This window comes from Micromonospora sp. MW-13 (assembly GCF_003434305.1).
Classification (GTDB): domain Bacteria; phylum Actinomycetota; class Actinomycetes; order Mycobacteriales; family Micromonosporaceae; genus Micromonospora.
Map to the genome: position 1 here is coordinate 276,882 of NZ_QKKX01000009.1, position 15,942 is coordinate 292,823.

Here is a 15,942-nt window from a genome sequence, read left to right on the forward strand (position 1 = left end):
CGCGTCCCGGGGGGCGGGCGTCGCCGGGCCCCGGGCACCAGCGCCCGTGGCGTCGGGCGGACCGACGGCGGCAGGGTGGCGGGGTGCGGGGATCACGTCACACCAGGGTACGCGGCACAGCGTGGCCGGGCAGGGTCCTTCGGCCCTTCCATGGCGTGGCCCACTCGGGGAACTTTTCCGGTGCCCGGCCCGACTACCCGCTCATGAACTGCGACGACGTGCGCGCGGCGCTGTCGGCGCGGCTGGACGGCGAGGACCCGCAGGCGCCGTCGGCGGCGCTGGGCGTCGCCGTCGCGGCGGGGCGCGGGTGAGGCCGATGCTCCCGCTGGGTGCCCCCGGGCGCCGGGCCAGGGTCGACGTGGGTGCCGGCCCGGGTCGCCGATCGGCCCCCGCGTCGGCGAGCATGGCCCGCATGACTGCTGCCAATATCCGGCCTCCCCGCCGCCGGCTCGCGCGGGTGGCCGCGCTCGCCGGCCTGCTGGTCACCGTCGTTGCCCTGCTGCTGGCCCCGGCCACCCCCGCGAGCGCCCACGCGGTGCTGGTGAGCAGCAGTCCCGCCGCGTCCGCCGTGGTGCCCAGCGGGCCGGCCGAGGTGGTGCTGACGTTCAGCGAGCCGGTGCGCAAGGTGGCCGGGAAGATCAGGATCATCGCCCCGGACGGCGCGCGGGCCGACCGGGGGGAGCCGTCCTTCGAGGGCGGGGTGGTGACCGTGCCGGTGGACCCGTCCGCCGGGCGGGGTACGTACCTGATCAGCTACCGGGTGATCTCGGCGGACAGCCACCCGGTGTCCGGCGCGTTCACCTACTCGGTGGGCGCGCCGTCGACGCCGCCAACGGACACCGGCTCCGACAACCGGGCCGACCCGGTGGTGGAGAGCGGGGTCAAGGTCGCCAAGTACCTCGGGTACGCGGGGCTGCTGCTGCTGGTCGGCCCGGCGCTGGTGCTCGGCGCGCTGTGGCCGCGCCGGCTCTCCCGCCGGGGGCCGGCCCGGCTGGCCTGGACGGGGTCGGGCCTGCTGACGTTCGCCACGCTCGCCGAGCTGTGGTTGCAGGTGCCGTACACCGCCGGGGGCGGGCTGTTCGACGTGACCGGGGCGGGCCTCGGCGACGTGCTGGGCAGCACGTACGGGATGACGCACCTGGTCCGGCTGGGCCTGCTCGCGGCGGCGGCGTTCCTGCTCCGTCCGCTCTTCGCCGGGCCGGTGGGCCGCACCGACGCGGTGATCCTGGCGGTCCTCGGCGGCGCGGCGCTGCTCACCTGGCCGCTGGCCGGGCACCCGGCCGCCTCACCCGCCCCGGCCGTGTCGGTGGTCGTCGACGCGGTGCACCTGGGCAGCATGGCGGTCTGGCTGGGCGGGCTGGTGATGCTCGGCGGGTTCCTGCTGCGCCGGGCCGACGAGCGGGAGCTGGACGCGATCCTGCCGATCTGGTCGCGCTGGGCCGCGCTGGCCGTCGCGGCGCTGCTGCTCGCCGGCACGGTGCAGGCGTTGATCGAGGTGGCCACCCCGGCCGCCCTGGTCGACACCACGTACGGGCGGCTGGTGCTGGCCAAGATCGTGCTGTTCGCCCTGGTGATCGGCGTGGCCGCGTACTCCCGGGCGCTGGTGCGCCGGCGCACCGCCCCGGGGCGGCCGGCCCCGGTGCGGCGGGCGGTCTGGGCGGAGCTGGCGATCACCGCGGTGGTGCTCGCGGTGACGGCGACCCTGGTGCAGACGCCGCCGGCCCGCACCGCCGGCGCCGACGTGACCGGCACGCAGGCCGGCCTGTTCACCACCACGCTGTCCAGCCCGCTCTACTCCCTCCAGGTCGAGATGGACCCGGCCGAGCGGGGCAACAACTCGCTGCACCTGTACGCGTACACGAAGGACAACCGCCCGCAGCCGGTGGAGGAGTGGACGGCCACCGCCGCGCTGCCGTCGGCCGGGATCGAGCCGATCGAGATTCCGTTGCTGCCGCTGACCGACAACCACGTGACCGGGGAGATCAACCTGCCCGCCGCGGGGGAGTGGCAGCTCCGCTTCACCGTCCGGACCTCGGACGTCGACCAGGCCACGGTGAGTGCCACCGTGAACATCCGCTAGAGAGAGGCAGTTCCCATGCTCCGTCACCGGCGTTCCGCAACCGCGGCCGTCCTCGCCCTCGGCGTCGCCGCCGTGGTGCTCGGCGTGGCCGCGCCCGCCTCCGCGCACGTCTCGGTCAACCCGAAGGAGGCGACCCAGGGCGGCTACGGCCGGTTCGCGTTCCGGGTGCCGAACGAGAGCGACGAGGCGTCGACGACCAAGGTCGAGGTGGTGCTGCCGGAGAACGCGCCGGTCGGTTCGGTGTCCACCATGCCGGTGCCGGGCTGGACGGTGACGATGGAGAAGCGCAAGGTGGACCCGCCGGTGCAGGTGCACGGCAGCGAGGTCACCGAGGCGGTGTCGAAGATCACCTGGACGGCGACCGGCGACGCGGCGGTCAAGCCGGGCCAGTTCCAGGAGTTCCCGGTCTCGATGGGGCCGCTGCCGCAGGTCGACACGATGGTGTTCAAGGCGCTCCAGACGTACTCGGACGGCAACGTGGTGCGCTGGATCGAGGAGCCGACCCCCGGGGCCGAGGAGCCGGCGAAGCCCGCGCCGGTGCTCACCCTGACCGCGGCGGCCCCCTCGGCGGCTCCCTCGGCGGGGGCGTCGACGCCGGCCGTGGCAGCCGCCGGCGCGGACGCCGACGATGACGACTCCGACGGCGGCGCGGGCACCGCGTTCGGGGTGGCGGGGCTGGTCGCCGGGCTGGCCGGCCTGGTCCTGGGCGGCCTCGCGTTCGCCCGTACCCGGCGGGGGCCGGCCGCGAGGTCCTGAGCCGTCCCTCCGTCCGCTGGCCCGCCGGTCCGTACCGGCGGGCCAGTCCCGTTTTCCGCGCCGCCGCACGCCGTTGCTGGTGATATCGGGTGATTGTGCGATTTGCCTCGGTATGGTCGTCCGGGTACCCGGCCACGGAAGGAAACGACACGGATGCGGTTCGCTCGCGCGCTCGTCGGCATGCTGCTGCTCACCATCGGGATCCCGGCGCTGCTGGCCGGCGCCGCGCTCGGCCTCGCCGCCCGGCGGGTCGACCCCGTCGGCGGCCTCGCCGCCCGGATCGGCGCGGTGGACCTCCGGGCGGAACCCGCCGCCGGGTGGCTCCCCGTGGCCGTGTGGGTGCTGATCGTCCTGGGTGGCCTGCTGGTGGTGTCCGCCGTGCTCCTGCTTCGACCGGTGCGCCCCCGCGAGGTGGTCTTCGTGGTCGAGCCCGACCAGGTGCCGGTGCTCGCCGGCCGGCTCGGGGTGACCTCGCTCGACGCGCTCGGTGCCGGCCCCGCCCCGGCCCCGGCGGTCCCCGCCGAACGGCAACTGGTGGCGGTGGGTCCGCCCGCCGGCCGGCCCCGCCCGGCGCTGGGGCCGGCCCCGGCCCGCCGCCCGGCCACCCTGGCCGACCTCGGCCAGCCGTCCCGGCCGGCGCCACTGGCCTGGCCGCCGCTGACCCCGGAGGCCACGGCCCGGCCGGTGCGCATCGAGCCCCGCCGCATCCGCCCGGCCGCGCCCGGTCCGGTCCGCACCCGCCAGCCCTCCTGACCGGTGCCCGGCGAACGGCCCTCCGCGCTGCCGACGCGGAGGGCCGCCTGCACCGGGGGATCGGTGCCACGGGGCATGCCCGAGGTATGGGAAAGGTTAGCCGGTATCGGCGCTACTTGGGAGTTCTGTCCATTTGGTGCGATTTCTTGTCCTGGGTGGCGGTCGGCCTGCCCCGTCGGGCGACCGGCAGGGCCGCCAGCAGCAGCAGGCTCAGCAGCACGTACGTGTTGCGGACCAGGAACTCCCCGGGCGAGTCCGTACGCACCGGGGCCACCCCCCAGTCGTGGAACGAGACCACGCCGTAGATGATCACCGCGCCGGTGAACACGGCCAGCCCGGTCAGCCACCGGCGCCGTCGCGCCCCGCCGGGCGTGGCCGGGTCCACGGCCAGCGCCGCGTCGGCCAGCGCCACCACCGCCGGGACGAACCAGTAGATGTGGTGGGTCCAGGTGATCGGGCTGACCAGCGCGCCGACCAGCCCGCTCAGGGTCAGGCCGGTGAGCGCGTCCCCGGCCGAGGCGGCGCGGGCGGCCCGCCACAGCCCGTACCCGGCGACGAGCAGGGCCAGCGCGAGCCACAGCGCCCGGTTCGGCTCGGCCGGCGCGGTGAGCCGGCTGAGCAGCCCGAACAGTGACTGGTTGCCGGTGTAGTCGGTGCGCCCGACCCGGTTGGTCGCCCACAGCTCGTGGGTCCAGAACCGCCACGAGTCGGACGGGGCCACGGCCGCCGCGAGCAGCGTCGCCCCGGCGGCGGTCACCGACGCCACCGCCGCGTCCCGCCAGCGGCGGGTCGCCAGCAGGTAGACGATGAAGATGCCGGGGTAGAGCTTCAGTGCGGTGGCCAGCCCGACGCCCACCCCCGCCCAGCGCCGCCCCTGCGGCACCGCGAAGAGCAGGTCCGCCAGGATCAGCACGACCAGCAGCATGTTGATCTGTCCGAAGGTGATCGTCTCCCGGGTGCTCTCCACCGCGAAGACCAGCAGCACCGCGACGGTGAGCGTGAACGTCCGGGGCAGGCCGTGCCGGGCGATGACGGGGGCGAGCAGCCACCGGGTGGTCACCACCACGGCGAGCGCGGTCAGGATCGTGAAGACCGCGATCGTGAGGCCCAACGGCAGCAGCGCGAACGGGCGCAGCAGCAACGCGCTCAGCGGCGGGTAGGTGAAGTACAGCTCGCCCTGGACCCGGTCCGGCTGCGCGTAGTCGTAGAGCGGGTGGCCGTCGGCCCACCAGTGCATCGCCCGCATGTAGATCTTCAGGTCGAAGAAGTCGTGCACCAGCCCGGGCAGGTACAACGCCGGGAGAACGGCCGCCAGGGCCAGCGCCGTGACCAGCCGGCGGACCCTGCGGCCGCCCGGCTCGTCGGCGGTGACGGAGGGTGGCGCGATCGGTTCAGCTGGCACGGGGAAACCCTAACGGTCCGATCCGCCGACAGTGCCGAGGCGCGTGGGCGTGGGCTGCGCGTAGGCTGTGCCCGTGGCTGATCTCCTCGTCTGGATCGACTGTGAGATGACCGGGTTGGACCTCGGCAGGGACGCCCTGATCGAGGTCGCCGCGCTCGTCACCGACCCCGACCTCAACGTGCTCGGTGACGGCGTCGACGTGGTGATCCACGCCGACGAGGCGGCGCTGGCGGGGATGCCGGAGATCGTCCGGACCATGCACGGCAAGTCCGGTCTCACCGAGGAGGTCCGGCGCTCGGCCGTGACCCTGGCCGAGGCCGAGGACCTGGTGCTCGACTACGTCACCAGCCACGTCCGGGATCCGCGCACCGCGCCGCTGTGCGGCAACTCGATCGCCACCGACCGGGGCTTCATCACCCGGGACATGCCGCGCCTGGACGCGCACCTGCACTACCGGATGATCGACGTCTCCTCCATCAAGGAGCTGTGCCGGCGCTGGTACCCGCGGGTGTACTTCGGGCAGCCGCAGAAGGGGCTGGCCCACCGGGCGCTGGCCGACATCCGGGAGAGCATCCGCGAGCTGGAGTACTACCGGCGGACCATCTTCGTCCCGCTGCCCGGCCCCGACGTGGACAGCGCCAAGGCCATCGCCGCCGAGCTCTGAGCCCCGTCCGCGTCGGCTCAGCGGGCGGTGAGGCCGCGCCGGGTGGAGACGCCGGCCGGCAGCCGGTTCAGCTCCGCCCAGGACAGCGCGGGCTCCGTGTGGCGCGCGTCGCGCACCTCGCGGTACGCCGGCTGCGTGGGGAACCGCCCACCTCCGGCCCCCCGCCAGTGGCGCTCGGTGTCCTGCTGATACCGGTCATCAGGCAGATTCGGCATGACCATACCGTCCCAGAGAAAGTTGTACATGTATGAAAATAGGTATGACGTTCGATCGATGAGTCCGGTTCCCGCCATCGGCAACCGGACGACGAACCGACAGCCGTCGGTGGATGCTCTGCACGTCTACCCGCCCGCCGGGCGACTCAATCCGCCAAGGGCCCGACGGGGGCGAACCGGTGCCCCGCACAGCCACCTGGTCGTCGCCCCGGGGAGTCGGTCCGTCACGAGGTTCTTCCGACCCGGCCCGCCCGGGGCCCGGCCGGCCTAGCCTGGTCGGGGTGCGGATCCTGCTCACCGGCGCGGCCGGTTTCATCGGCTCACACGTCGCCGACCTGCTGGTCGCCCACGGGCACCAGGTGGTCGCGCTGGACGCCCTGCTGCCCGAGGCGCACGGCGCGGCGGCGCCGCCCTGGTCGGCCCGGCACGACCTGGTGCGCGGCGACGTGCGCGACCCGGAGCTGTTGGACCGGCTGCTGCCCGGGGTGGACGCCGTCTGCCACCAGGCCGCGATGGTCGGCCACGGCCTCGACCCGTCCGACGCCCCCGCGTACGCCGGGCACAACGACCTCGGCACCGCCGTGCTGCTCGCCGCGCTGCACCGGGCCGGCGTGCGGCGGCTGGTGCTGGCCAGCTCGATGGTGGTCTACGGCGAGGGGCGCTACCACTGCCCGCAGCACGGTGTGGTCCGCCCCGGCCGTCGCCGCGACGCCGACGTCGCCGCCGGCCGGTACGACCCGACCTGCCCCGGGTGCGGCGTCGCCCTCACCCCCGGGCTGGTGCCCGAGGACGCGCCGCTGGAGCCGCGCAGCACGTACGCGGCCACCAAGTTGGCCCAGGAACACCTGGCCGGGGCGTGGGCGGCGCAGACCGGCGGCAGGGTGTGGGCGCTGCGCTACCACAACGTGTACGGCCCCCGGATGCCCCGCGACACCCCGTACGCCGGGGTGGCCTCGATCTTCCGGTCGGCGCTGGCCGGCGGGCGTGCCCCCCGGGTGCTGGAGGACGGCCGGCAGCGCCGCGACTTCGTGCACGTCGCCGACGTGGCCCGGGCCAACCTGCTGGCGCTGAGCACCGAGGCCCCGCAGCCGCTGACCCCGGTCAACGTCTGCTCCGGTGAGCCGCACACCATCGGCGAGCTGGCCCGGGAGCTGGCTGCCGCGATGGCCGGCCCGGATCCGGAGGTGGTCGGCGGCGCGCGGACCGCCGACGTGCGGCACGTGGTGGCCGACCCGTCCCGGGCCGCCGACCTGCTCGGCTACCGGGCCCGGGTCGGCTTCGCCGAGGGGGTGGCCGGGTTCGCCACCGCCGAGCTGCGCGAGCCGGCGACCGTCAGGACACCGTCCAGAGCAGGTGGTTGACCGCCAGCGCGACGGCCGCCTGCCCGGCCAGCCACCACCGCCGGTCGACGGCCGGCAGCCGGGCGGCGGCGACCGGCAGCCAGACCGCGAACGGCAGCCAGATCCGCTCCACCTCGGCCTTGGACAGCCCGGAGGCGTCGGCGGCGAGCACCGCCACGGCGGCGGCCACCGGCAGCCACACCGCCGGGTCGCGCCGGACCGGTGACCCGGTGGCCGGTCCGTCCGCGCGCCGGACGCGGGCGGCGGCCAGGGCGCGGCGCGCGTCCGCCACGGCCGGTCCCACCGCCCGGGCCAGCGCCGGGCCGGCCACCGGGCCGGCGGCCAGCAGCAGGGCGGCCAGGTTCGCCCACACCCAGTAGCCGTACGGGCGGTCCGCGGCCCAGCCCTGGTAGTAGCGCTCGACGACCAGGTGGTACCCGTCCAGCCACCAGAAGCCGGCGGCCACGAAGGCCCCGGTCACGGCGGCGACCCCCGCCCCGGCCAGCGCCAGCGTCCGCCACCGGTCGGCCGGCCGCAGCGTCACCACGGCCAGCGCCAGCACCCCGGCCAGCACCAGCCCGTACGACAGGTGCAGCGCGTATCCGAGCAGCAGGCCGGCCGGCAGCGCCGCCCATCGCCCGGGGCGGGCCAGCAGCGCCAGCCCGGCCGCCACCACGGCGGCGAAGATCCCGTCCGCCGACGCGCCCACCCACACCGCGCCGGGCAGCAGCACCAGCAACGGCAGCGCCGCCCGCGCGGCGGCCTCGGCGCCGAGCGCCCGCAGGGCGACCGGCACCGACACGCTGACCGTTGCCCCGGCCAGCACGCAGGCCAGCGCCGCCCAGGCGCCCCCGCCCAGCCCGATCCGGTCCAGCCCGACGAAGATCAGCAGCGCGCCCGGCGGGTGGGCGGCGGTGTGGGTGGACCACGAGTCGGGGCCGAAGTCGAGGATCCGGCCGGTGAATCCGGCCAGCATCGCCGGCACGTCCCGCACCCCGGGCACCTCGTGCAGGTACTCCGCCTGCACGGTGAGCCGCCGGGTGAGCCCGGCCGACCAGCCGTCCACCAGCGCCAGGCTCAGCGTCCAGGCCAGGGTGGCGAGGTAGCCGGCGGCCAGCAGCCGGGCCCACGGGGCACGGCGGGCCAGCCCCGGGCCGTACCGGACGACGACGGCGGCGACCAGCAGGGCCGGCCCGGTGCCCCAGCCGACGTGCGGTCGCCAGGTGGCGTACAGCGGGGCGGCGTCGGCGTGCAGGCCGGCGCCGCGCGCGTTGAGCACCGCGCCGACGACGACCGCCGCGCCGAGCAGCGCCGCCTCGACCGCCAGCACGGTCAGGTCGCGGCGCCGGCCGGCGGCCGGGCGGGCGGGGCCGGCCGGCCGGTGGGCGGTCGTCCGGGGCGGGTGGGTGGTCATGGTGAGCGCGAGGCTACGGCCCGTTCGGTGCGTCGGCGGGCCGATCCGTCGGACCGTCGGGGACTCGTAACAATCCGCCGGAGCATAAGGGTTCCGTAACCCCGAAAGTGGCTCTGAGCTGGGGTGCGGCGGCCTACCGTCCGATTCATGGATACCTGGATCGACGTGGTGCTGCCGTGCCTGGACGAGGCCGCGGCCCTGCCGGGCGTGCTCGCCGGGCTGCCGCCCGGCTACCGCGCCCTGGTGGTGGACAACGGCTCCACCGACGGCTCCCCCGAGGTGGCCGCCCGGCACGGCGCCCGGGTGGTGCACGAGCCCCGGCGCGGCTACGGGGCGGCGGTGCACACCGGGCTGCTGGCCGCCGAGAGCGAGCTGGTCTGCGTCCTCGACGCGGACGGCTCGTTCGACCCGGCCGAGCTGCCCCGGCTCGCCGCCCCGGTGACGCGGGGCCGGGCCGACCTGGTGGCCGGCCGGCGCCGCCCGGTGTCGGTGACTGCCTGGCCGTGGCACGCCCGGGCCGGCAACGCGCTGATCGCCGCCGGGCTGCGCCGCCGGGGCGTACCGGTGCACGACCTGAGCCCGATCAGGGTGACCCGCAGGGCGGCGCTGCTGGAACTGGGCGTCGCGGACCGGGCCTTCGGGTACCCGCTGGAGCTGCTGCTGCGCGCGGCCACCGCCGGCTGGCGGATCGTCGAGCTGGACGTGCCGTACGCCCCGCGCGCCGCCGGCACCCGCTCCAAGGTCTCCGGCTCGGTACGCGGCACCGCCCGCGCCGTGCGGGACATGGCCGCCGTGCTGCGCGCCGGGGTGCGGCCGGCCACCGGCGGCCCGCCGGAGCCCGACCCGGCCGTGGCCGTGGCCCCCGGGGGTGAGGCCCGGTGACCGTGCTGCTGGTGCTCGCAAAGGCCCCGGTGCCCGGCCGGGTGAAGACCCGGCTCTGCCCGCCGGCCGATCCCGCCGGCGCGGCCGAGGTGGCCGCGGCGGCGCTGCTGGACACCCTGGACGCGGTCCGCGCCGTGCCCGACGCCGTCCCCGTGCTGGCCCACGCCGGCCGGCTGGCCGGGGCGGTACGCGCGCCGCAGATCCGGGCCGCGCTGGCTGGCTGGCACCTGCTGCCGCAGCGCGGCGTCGGACTCGACGAGCGCCTCGCCCACGCGCACGCCGACGCCGGGGCGGCGTTCCCCGGCCGCCCGGTCCTCCAGATCGGCATGGACACCCCGCAGCTCGGCCCGGACCTGTTGGCCGCGGCAGCGTCCCGGCTGGTCGGGGCGGACGCCCCGGACGCCCTGCTCGGGCCCGCCGCCGACGGCGGCTGGTGGGCGCTGGGCCTGCGCGACCCCGAGGCGGCGGCGGCCCTACGCGGCGTGCCGATGTCGACGCCGGACACCGGACGGCTGACCCGGGCGGCCCTGGTCGGGCGGGGACTGCGGGTCGCCCTGTTGCCCACCCGCTCCGACGTGGACGACTGGGCGACCGCGCTGGCCGTCGCCCGGGAGGCCGCCGAGAGCCGGTTCGCCCGCGCCGTCCGGCGGATCGCCGCCGGCCTGCCCCGGGTCGCCGGTCTGCCCCCGGTCGCCGACCTGTCACCAGTTCCCGGTCCGTCGCCGGCTCTCGGGGGCGGCGACGCGCGAGGGGTGCCCGACGCCGCCGAGCCCGGTGGGGTGGGGTCCGCCGGCGAACCTGGTCCCGCCGCGCCTTCCTCCCGGCGGCGACTCCGGGCGGGAGGTGCCCGGTGACCGGGCCGGCCGTGCTGTTCGGCGGGTTCGAGGAGGCGCTGGCCGAGCCGCCGGAGACCGACGGGTGGTGTCTGGTGACGGACGACGGCGCCCGGGTGCCGCTTCCGGTGCGCCGCTGGCACGGGCGGCCGGAGCCGGCGCTGGCGGCGGTGGTGGAGCACTGCGTCGGCCCCACCATCGACCTCGGCTGCGGACCGGGCCGGCTCGCGGCGGCGCTGACCGCACGCGGCCTGGTCGCCCTCGGTGTGGACGTCTCGGCGGCGGCGGTCCGGCTCGCCCGGGCCCGGGGCGCGGTCGCGCTGCGCCGTGACCTCTTCGGTCCGCTGCCCGGCGAGGGCCGCTGGGCGCACGCGCTGCTGGTCGACGGCAACCTGGGCATCGGCGGCGACCCGGTCCGCCTGCTGCGCCGCTGCGCCGGGCTGGTCCGTCCGGGGGGCAGCGCCCTGGTCGAGTTCGGCCCGCCGGGTTCCGGGCTGTGGCGCGGCGGGGCCCGGCTCACCTTCGGCCCGTCCGGTGGTTCCAGCCCGTCCGGTGGTTCCAGCCCGTCCGGTGGGTCCAGGCCATCCGGTGGCACTGGCCCGCCGGCCGGTTCCGGCCTGTCCGATGATGCCAGGGCGGTTGGGCCACCCTTCCGCTGGGCGCGGGCCGGGGTGGAGCTGGCCCGGCCGCTGGCAGTGGCCGCCGGGCTGACGGTCGCGGCCGTGCTGCCGGCCGACGGCCGCTGGTTCGTCGAACTGGTCCGGCCGTGACCGGCCGTGGGCTGACCGACCGGCGCTCCGCTGATGCTGAATAGTGACGGACATCGCTTGGCATATACCCCTAGGGGGTATGCGGTCGCCGGCATGGAGAACGCGAATCTCACCCGGCTTGCCGTCGCGGCCACCCTGCACTGCCTCACCGGCTGCGCCATCGGCGAGGTGCTCGGCATGGTCATCGGCACCGCCCTGGGCTGGTCGACCCTGCCGACCGTCCTGCTCGCCGTGGTCCTGGCCTTCCTCTTCGGGTACTCGCTGACCATCCGGCCGGTGCTGCGCTCGGGTGTGCCGCTGCGCCAGGCGGCCGGGGTGGCGCTGGCCGCCGACACGGTGAGCATCCTGGTCATGGAGGTGGTCGACAACGGCGTGGTGCTGGCCGTCCCCGGCGCCATGGAGGCCGGCCTGACCAGTTGGCTGTTCTGGGCCAGCCTGGTCGGGGCGCTGGCCGTGGCCTTCCTGGTCACCGTCCCGGTCAACCGGGCGCTGATCGCCCGGGGACGCGGCCACGCGGCCGTGCACCACTACCACCACGGCCCCGACCACGACCACCACGGCCCCGACCACCACGGCCGCGATTCCCGGACACCTGTCGACCACGCAGGCGTCGACCCCTCCGGCCACTGACCCCCGCCGACCGAACGCCGGCCGACCACTCCGACCATCGCCCGCCGCCCCGCCGCCCCGCCGCCCGCCACCCGCCGCCCGCCACCCGGCTCCTTTGGAGCTGATGTCGTGGGTGGATCGGCGCCAGGCAGCCGCGCCCCGCACCCTCCGGCCCCTCCCGGCTCCGGTGATCAAGGAGTTTGCGTCACGGAGACGTTCCCCGTTGACGTAAACCTCTTGATCAACAGGTCGGGCGGGGACGGGTGGGGCCGGGGCGGCGTACGGTGATCTTGTTGGGCCGGCGCGGGGTGCGGGCCGGCGGCGCGGAGGGGGTGACCGGTGCTCGACCGGCGGCTGTACCTGCACCTGGTGGCCTGGCTCGGGCAGTGGCCGGCCGGTCCCGGGCTGCACGTGGTCCGCTCGTACCGGCGTGCGCTGCCCGCCTGGGACGGCCGGCTTCGCCCGGCGATCGCGGTCGGCGACGGCCACGGCACGGTGCTCTCGGTGGCGCCCCGGCACGTCCCGGCGGTCCGGGCGCTGTCCGCAGGGTCGCAGCGGCGGCTGTTCGCCGGCCTGCCGGCCACCGTGGACCACCCAGGGTGGGTGTGCCACGAGGACGTGTTCCGGTGGACCCTGGCCCCCGCACCGCTGCCCGACGTGGGGGAGTGGATCGCACCGACCGAGCCGGGCCTGCCCCGCTGGTTGCGGCTGTTCGATCGTGACGTGCTCGTGGTGCGGGACGCCGACGGGCGGTATCTGGCCGGCGCGGCGATCAAGCGGCACGACGCGCACGGCCACGAGTTGGCGGTCGGCACCGTGCCTGCCGCCCGGGGGCGGGGACTGGCCCGCAGGCTGGTCGCCCGGGCCGCCCGGCGGGTGCTCGACGAGGGCGCGGTGCCGACGTACCGGCACGACCCGGCGAACGTCGCGTCGGCGCGGGTCGCGCAGGCCGCCGGTTTCCCGGACCGGGGCTGGCGGTCGTTCGGGGTCTACCCGCCGTGAACCGTTGACCGGGCCGGGCATTGGCCCGCCCTGGCCGTGGGTTCGGCCCGGCCCCGGCCCTGGATCGGCCGGGCTCGGCGCTCCGGACCGGCGCTGACGGCGCGCGGGGCGCACCGGCAGGGCGCGGACCGTGGATCCCGGGCCGGATCCACGGTCCGCAGCCTTCCCCCAGGTCCTTCCGTGGGACGACCGGTGGCTTCGACGGCCGCCGTCCCGCCCATGACGCTACGTATCGAGCATGGGTCGGGCAATAGGTGAACGGCGGGTCGACGGTGTCGTCTAGCGGACTTGACCTGCGGCGCAGCGATCCGGGCGGTTCTCCGGTGTTGGTGACACTGCGTGCGGGTCGTCGGTGCCCCGGCCGGTCAGCCGGCCAGGCCGAGCGCCTCGGCCGCAGCCCGCCCGTTGGCGTGGCTGGCCCCGTACGTGGTGACGAACGCCCGGGCGCCGGCCGGCCGCCACCGGCCCGGCCAGCCCATCTCGACCACGGTCACCGGGTGCGTGGCGGCCAGCGCGTCGACCAGGCCGGCGCCCCCGGGGAGCCGGTGCAGGTGCCGGCCCACCAGCACGATGGGCCGGGCCCCGGCGAGCCCGCGCAGGGACGCCGGGTCGGTCTCGGCGGCCACCACCCGCAGCTCCTCCAGCCCGGCCAGGTGCGGGCCGAGCCCCCACGGCACCCGCCCCTCGGCGATCGTGGACGCCGCGTGCAACTGCACCACCAGCGGCCGGTCCAGCCCGGTGACATCGCCCTCGACGCGGACGGCGCGCCGCGCGGCGGCGTACCCCAGGTCGGCAGGGGTGGGGGTCGGCGCGCTGGCGGCCCGGGTCCAGGCGGCGAGCGCCGCGGCCCGACCGGCGGCATCCTCGACCCGGGCCCGGTCCAGCCGGCCGTCACCGAGCGCGTCGACGATCTCGGCGACCACCCGTTCGACCAGTTCGGCGTCGACTCTGAAACCGATGCAGAGCAGGTCCGCCCCGGCGGCGAGCGCACGGACCGCGGCCGGGCCGATGCCCCCGGCGGCGAGCGCCGCGCCCTTCATCTCCAGCGCGTCGGTGATCACGGTCCCGGTGAAGCCGTACTCACGGCGCAGCAGGTCGACCAGGACCGCCCGGCTGAAGGTGGCCGGGTCGTCCCCGGTCAGCGCGGGTACCCGGATGTGCGCCGTCATGATCGACCGCACCCCGGCCTCGACGACCGCGGCGAACGGCGGCAGGTCCCGCTCGCGGAGGACGGCCGACGGCACGTCCACGGTCGGCAGCTCGTGATGGGAGTCGGCGATCGTCGCGCCGTGGCCGGGGAAGTGCTTGGCGCAGGCGGCGACGCCGGTCGACTGGAGGCCGGCGACGGCGGCGGCCGAGTGCACGGCCACCCGGGCCGGGTCGGCGCCGAACGAGCGGGTGCCGATCACCGGGTTCTCGTCGGCGGTGTTCACGTCCACGGTCGGCGCCAGGTCGACGGTGATCCCGAGCGCGGCCAGCTCGGCCCCGATGGCCGCGTACACCAGCTCGGTCAGCGCCGGGTCGTCGACCGCGCCGAGCGCGGCGTTGCCCGGGTACGGGCTGCCGGTGGCGTGGGCCAGCCGGGTGACGTCGCCACCCTCCTCGTCGATGGCGACCAGCACGTCGGGCCGGGCCGCGCGCAGCGCTGCCGTGCTCGCCGCGACCTGGGCGGTGTCGTGCACGTTCGTGCCGAACAGGGTGTGCCCGGCCAGCCCCTCGCCGACCAGGTCGACTGCCCAGCCCGGCGGTACCGGCCCCGGGTACGCGGCGAGCAGGGTGCCCAGCGCGAGTCGGCGCAGTCCTGGATCGGTCCCCACGAGATTGTCCCCTTCCGGTGCCCCGAGGGCACGAACGTCGCGCGGGGCCGCCGGCGGGACCCTGGCGGCTGCCGGGTCGTCCGACCACCCCGTTTCCGGGCGGCCGTTACGCTACGGGCACCCGTCTGCAGGTCGGTTAGTGGTTAGCAAAGTTTACGGAAAACTAGAGGACGTGGCATGAGTGCGACTCGGCTGCCCGGCACCCCCCGCCTGTTACGGGCGCTCAACGATCGTGCGGCGCTGGAGCTGCTCCTCGAACGCGGGCCGCTGACCCGGGCCCGGATCGGCGAGCTGACCGGGCTGTCCAAGGTCACCGCGTCCCAGCTGGTCGAGCGGCTGGAGGGACGCGGGCTGGTCACCCGGGTCGGCGAGCAGGCCGGCGGGCGGGGCCCGAACGCCCAGCTCTACGCCGTCCGGCCCGGCAGCGCGTACGTGGTGGGGGTGGAGGTGGGCGCGGAGCGGGTGGTCGCGGCCTGCGCGGACATCACCGGCGCGGTGAGCGGTCGGGTGGAGCAGTCCACCGGGGACACCGACGACCCGGTTGGCGTGGTGCACAAGGCCGTCGTCCAGGCCGCGAGCAGCGCCGGGGCCGAACTGTCCAGCGTGCGCCGGGTGGTGCTGGGCACCCCCGGTCTGGTCGATCCGGGCACCGGTGACATCACCTTCGCGTTCAACCTGCCGCGCTGGCACCGGGGCCTGCTCGCCGCGCTGCGCGAGGACCTGGACACCCCGGTGGTCTTCGAGAACGACGTCAACCTGGCCGCCGTGGCCGAGGCGCAGTCCGGCGCGGCCCGAGAGCTGAGCGACTTCGTGCTGGTCTGGGTGGGCGCGGGCGTCGGCCTGGCGATCATGCTGGGCGGCCGGCTGCACCACGGCAGCAGCGGCGCGGCCGGCGAGATCGGCTACCTGCCGGTGCCCGGGGCGCCGATCCCGCGCGACGTGTCCCGGCGGGCCAAGCCGGCCTTCCAGCAGCTCGCCGGTGCCGACGCGGTGCTGGCGGTGGCCGGGGAGCACGGCTTCGTCGCCGACGACGCCGCCGGCGCGGTACGCGCGGCGGTCGAGGCCGACGCCGCCCCGGTGCTCGACGAGCTGGCCCGTCGGCTGGCGCTGGGCGTGGCGAGCACCTGCGTGGTGCTCGACCCGCCGCTGGTGGTGCTGGCGGGGGAGGTCGGGCAGGCCGGGGGCACGGCGCTGGCCGAGCGGGTGCAGCGCGAGGTGGCCGCGATAACCCTGGTCCGTCCCCGGGTGGTGCCGACCGGGCTGACCGAGGAGCCGATCCTGAACGGCGCGCTGCGCACCGCCCTCGACGCCGTGCGGGACGAGGTGTTCGGCAGCACCGTGGGCTGACCGCGCGTCCGTCACGCGGAGGAATTCTTCACCATTGCCCGGGGCGCTGCAACAAGTT

Annotated in this window: 13 protein-coding genes and 2 pseudogenes; 11 read left to right on the top strand and 4 right to left on the bottom strand. The window is 76.4% G+C overall.

Annotation, left to right across the window (positions count from 1 at the left end):
• The first annotated feature begins 412 nt into the window (after positions 1 to 412).
• From C5N14_RS05395 to C5N14_RS05405, 3 genes are all read left to right on the top strand, one after another.
• Complete coding sequence (locus C5N14_RS05395; protein ID WP_117666058.1) at positions 413 to 2,080, top strand: copper resistance CopC/CopD family protein; 1,668 nt, start codon at positions 413 to 415, stop codon at positions 2,078 to 2,080.
• Positions 2,081 to 2,095: 15 nt separating this feature from the next.
• Positions 2,096 to 2,836: a YcnI family protein gene (locus tag C5N14_RS05400; protein ID WP_117666060.1), complete on the top strand. Its 741-nt coding sequence runs from the start codon at positions 2,096 to 2,098 to the stop codon at positions 2,834 to 2,836.
• Between the two features lie 153 nt (positions 2,837 to 2,989).
• Positions 2,990 to 3,589, top strand: a complete 600-nt coding sequence (locus C5N14_RS05405; RefSeq protein ID WP_117666062.1) for a hypothetical protein — start codon at positions 2,990 to 2,992, stop codon at positions 3,587 to 3,589.
• Positions 3,590 to 3,701: 112 nt separating this feature from the next.
• Here the strand turns inward: C5N14_RS05405 and C5N14_RS05410 are convergent, their stop codons facing one another.
• Positions 3,702 to 4,991: a glycosyltransferase family 87 protein gene (locus C5N14_RS05410; RefSeq protein WP_117666064.1), complete on the bottom strand. Its 1,290-nt coding sequence runs from the start codon at positions 4,989 to 4,991 to the stop codon at positions 3,702 to 3,704.
• A gap of 67 nt (positions 4,992 to 5,058) precedes the next feature.
• Between C5N14_RS05410 and orn the strand changes: the two genes are divergently transcribed.
• The gene (gene orn, locus C5N14_RS05415; protein ID WP_117666066.1) at positions 5,059 to 5,655 is read left to right on the top strand and encodes an oligoribonuclease; all 597 of its coding nucleotides are present in this window, start codon (positions 5,059 to 5,061) and stop codon (positions 5,653 to 5,655) included.
• A 17-nt stretch (positions 5,656 to 5,672) separates the two neighbouring features.
• On the opposite strand, the gene C5N14_RS05420 is transcribed toward orn, so the two are convergent.
• Positions 5,673 to 5,870 carry a DNA repair protein gene (locus C5N14_RS05420; RefSeq protein ID WP_117666919.1) on the bottom strand — a complete coding sequence of 66 codons (198 nt, stop codon included), beginning with the start codon at positions 5,868 to 5,870 and terminating at the stop codon, positions 5,673 to 5,675.
• Positions 5,871 to 6,151: 281 nt separating this feature from the next.
• Between C5N14_RS05420 and C5N14_RS05425 the strand changes: the two genes are divergently transcribed.
• On the top strand, positions 6,152 to 7,231 hold the full coding sequence (locus C5N14_RS05425) for an NAD(P)-dependent oxidoreductase (protein ID WP_117666068.1): 1,080 nt from the start codon (positions 6,152 to 6,154) through the stop codon (positions 7,229 to 7,231).
• Here the strand turns inward: C5N14_RS05425 and C5N14_RS05430 are convergent.
• Positions 7,203 to 8,624, bottom strand: a complete 1,422-nt coding sequence (locus C5N14_RS05430; RefSeq protein ID WP_117666070.1) for a hypothetical protein — start codon at positions 8,622 to 8,624, stop codon at positions 7,203 to 7,205. The genes C5N14_RS05425 and C5N14_RS05430 overlap by 29 nt on opposite strands.
• 147 nt (positions 8,625 to 8,771) lie before the next feature.
• On the opposite strand from C5N14_RS05430, the pseudogene C5N14_RS05435 reads away from it, so the two are divergent.
• The 5 genes and pseudogenes from C5N14_RS05435 to C5N14_RS05455 all read left to right on the top strand — a co-directional run.
• Positions 8,772 to 9,437, top strand: a pseudogene (locus C5N14_RS05435) (glycosyltransferase family 2 protein); the annotation flags it as partial.
• A gap of 65 nt (positions 9,438 to 9,502) precedes the next feature.
• Positions 9,503 to 10,150: pseudogene (locus tag C5N14_RS05440) on the top strand (DUF2064 domain-containing protein); the annotation flags it as partial.
• Positions 10,151 to 10,356: 206 nt separating this feature from the next.
• Positions 10,357 to 11,109, top strand: coding sequence for a methyltransferase domain-containing protein (locus C5N14_RS05445; RefSeq protein WP_165878036.1), 753 nt, complete (start codon positions 10,357 to 10,359; stop codon positions 11,107 to 11,109).
• A 93-nt stretch (positions 11,110 to 11,202) separates the two neighbouring features.
• Positions 11,203 to 11,739: a DUF4396 domain-containing protein gene (locus C5N14_RS05450; RefSeq protein WP_117666076.1), complete on the top strand. Its 537-nt coding sequence runs from the start codon at positions 11,203 to 11,205 to the stop codon at positions 11,737 to 11,739.
• A gap of 318 nt (positions 11,740 to 12,057) precedes the next feature.
• Positions 12,058 to 12,720 carry a GNAT family N-acetyltransferase gene (locus tag C5N14_RS05455; RefSeq protein ID WP_117666078.1) on the top strand — a complete coding sequence of 221 codons (663 nt, stop codon included), beginning with the start codon at positions 12,058 to 12,060 and terminating at the stop codon, positions 12,718 to 12,720.
• A gap of 365 nt (positions 12,721 to 13,085) precedes the next feature.
• Here the strand turns inward: C5N14_RS05455 and C5N14_RS05460 are convergent, their stop codons facing one another.
• Positions 13,086 to 14,537: a glycoside hydrolase family 3 N-terminal domain-containing protein gene (locus tag C5N14_RS05460; RefSeq protein WP_117666080.1), complete on the bottom strand. Its 1,452-nt coding sequence runs from the start codon at positions 14,535 to 14,537 to the stop codon at positions 13,086 to 13,088.
• A 177-nt stretch (positions 14,538 to 14,714) separates the two neighbouring features.
• Between C5N14_RS05460 and C5N14_RS05465 the strand changes: the two genes are divergently transcribed.
• Positions 14,715 to 15,884 (top strand): ROK family transcriptional regulator, encoded by a 1,170-nt coding sequence (locus C5N14_RS05465; RefSeq protein ID WP_117666082.1) that lies wholly within the window; start codon positions 14,715 to 14,717, stop codon positions 15,882 to 15,884.
• Positions 15,885 to 15,942: the final 58 nt, after the last annotated feature.

What these genes read in the sequence shown, in the direction of transcription:
- C5N14_RS05395 (WP_117666058.1), top strand. Translation starts at nt 413, where the DNA reads ATGACTGCTGCCAATATCCGGCCTCCCCGCCGCCGGCTCGCGCGGGTG.
- C5N14_RS05400 (WP_117666060.1), top strand. Translation starts at nt 2,096, where the DNA reads ATGCTCCGTCACCGGCGTTCCGCAACCGCGGCCGTCCTCGCCCTCGGC.
- C5N14_RS05405 (WP_117666062.1), top strand. Translation starts at nt 2,990, where the DNA reads ATGCGGTTCGCTCGCGCGCTCGTCGGCATGCTGCTGCTCACCATCGGG.
- C5N14_RS05420 (WP_117666919.1), bottom strand. Translation starts at nt 5,870, where the DNA reads ATGCCGAATCTGCCTGATGACCGGTATCAGCAGGACACCGAGCGCCAC.
- C5N14_RS05430 (WP_117666070.1), bottom strand. Translation starts at nt 8,624, where the DNA reads ATGACCACCCACCCGCCCCGGACGACCGCCCACCGGCCGGCCGGCCCC.
- C5N14_RS05450 (WP_117666076.1), top strand. Translation starts at nt 11,203, where the DNA reads ATGGAGAACGCGAATCTCACCCGGCTTGCCGTCGCGGCCACCCTGCAC.
- C5N14_RS05465 (WP_117666082.1), top strand. Translation starts at nt 14,715, where the DNA reads ATGAGTGCGACTCGGCTGCCCGGCACCCCCCGCCTGTTACGGGCGCTC.